This is a genomic window from Rhodococcus sp. LB1 (genome assembly GCF_001583455.1).
GTDB classification, from domain to species: domain Bacteria; phylum Actinomycetota; class Actinomycetes; order Mycobacteriales; family Mycobacteriaceae; genus Rhodococcus_F; species Rhodococcus_F opacus.
Map to the genome: position 1 here is coordinate 1 of NZ_LTCZ01000337.1, position 1,788 is coordinate 1,788.

Consider the following 1,788-nt stretch of genomic DNA (forward strand, 5'->3'; position numbering starts at 1 on the left):
GGAAGCACGAGTCTCGACGGTCGAGTGCTGCCGTGCCACACGGTGTTGGTCGCGACCACCACGTCGCCGGCCCGCGCGTCAGCCACCGGCACGGCCGCGTTCGGATTGCGGTCGAACTTCGGGAAATTGCTGCTGGATACGTCGAGTCGCAGCCGGTGCCCCGCGGCGAACACGTACGCGGTGGCCACGAGGTCCACTTCGATCTCGTAAACCATCCCAGGGTCAAGGAATTCAGGCTGCGTGGTCGAGTTCCGGTAGCGGCACCGAAGGATGCCATCGCACACGAGTTCGGCCCGCCCCGCCGGATCGACGTCAACCAATGCCGCTGTGAAGTCGGTGTCGACCGCGCTCGATGAGACGAACAGTCTCGCTCGGACCGGACCGGTCACTTCCAACGGCCGGTTCAGCGGTTCGCTCGTGTAACACAACACGTCGTCACGACTTTCGGTCGGCGTCTGGTCTCGCGGACCCGCGTTGGCTCCGATGAATAGGCCCGGAAGATAGGTCGCGCCGCCGCACGTCCTGACCGGGTCGGCCGGGTCATACACGAAGGAATCTGACTCCGACGCCGGCTCCGAGTCGGATTCGGTGGAGGTGGACAGAGTGCCGCCACCGTTGCTCGTCCGCGCGTGACCGACACTGCCGAGAAAGTAATCGACGTAGTCCGTGTCCGGCAGGGGCCAGTCCGGCTCGTCGCGCCAGACATTGGGGCCCATGACGAAGATGCGCACCGGGCTGGACGGCGTCTCGGGCGGTGTGCCCGCCAGATGTTCTCGGAACCAGTCCAATTGGGCACCGGTGATGTCGGCCCCGTCGTAACCCGCCCGCACTCCGAAGGATCGCTCGGGAAACACTCCGCTGGCCGCGCCGTGGGCCCACGGACCGATGATCAGTCGCTGCCGGTGCGCGTCAGGATCTTTCGAACGAGCGCGAAGGGCGAGGTAATTCTGCAAGGTTCCACCCAAGAAGAGATCGTACCATCCCCCGATGTTCAACACCGGGAGGTTCGTGACGACCGTGTTTCGGGCCGAGAGACGCTCCCAGTAGTTGTCGCGCTCCGGATGGTCCAGCCATTCCGTGAGGTACGGCGCGATATCGGTCAGGACCGGATGGTCACGTATCGGTAGCGTAGAGAACACGTCGTCCATGGCGTCGAGCATGCGCAGCAATCTCCCAATGAGCTTCGTGTCGCGAGATGCGGAGCGCGCCAGTTCACCCATGCCGAGCGAGGACGTGACCCACTGCAGAGCGAATCCCAGCCGTAGTGCGCCGCCCTGGTACAACCAGTTGTCGTAGTTCTCGCTACCGGCGACGGCCGCGGAGATCGTGGCAAGGGCGGGCGGTCTCTCGGCCGCGGCCAACCATTGCGTGGCGCCCGTGTAGGAGCTGCCGAACATCCCCACCGACCCGGTCGACCAGGCTTGACCGGCTGCCCAGGCGACGGTATCCGCGCCGTCGGCTTTCTCGTCGGCGAACGGGCGGAAGTTCCCGCCGCTCTGGTACCGGCCTCGCGTGTCCTGGACGACGACCGCGAATCCCTCTCGCGCTGCGCGTAGCACGTCCACCCAACCGCTGATCATCCCGTAGACTTCCTTGTTGTACGGGATGCGCTCGACCAAGGTGGGAAACGGTCCATCGCCGTGCGGTCGATAGACATCGGTGGCGAGTTCGACGCCGTCGCGCATCGCGACCATAAGGTTCTTCTCGATGACCACGTTCATGGCGCTTACCGCGCTCCTTCCCGGCTCAGAACGCCGTGACGCCGCCGTCGACGGCCATCGACAGTGC

Annotated in this window: 1 protein-coding gene; it reads right to left on the bottom strand. The window is 65.2% G+C overall.

The window, feature by feature from the left end; genetic code table 11:
* On the bottom strand, positions 1-1,721 hold a 1,721-nt coding region (locus tag AZG88_RS34735), incomplete at its 3' end, for a CocE/NonD family hydrolase (RefSeq protein WP_061700369.1).
* Positions 1,722-1,788: the final 67 nt, after the last annotated feature.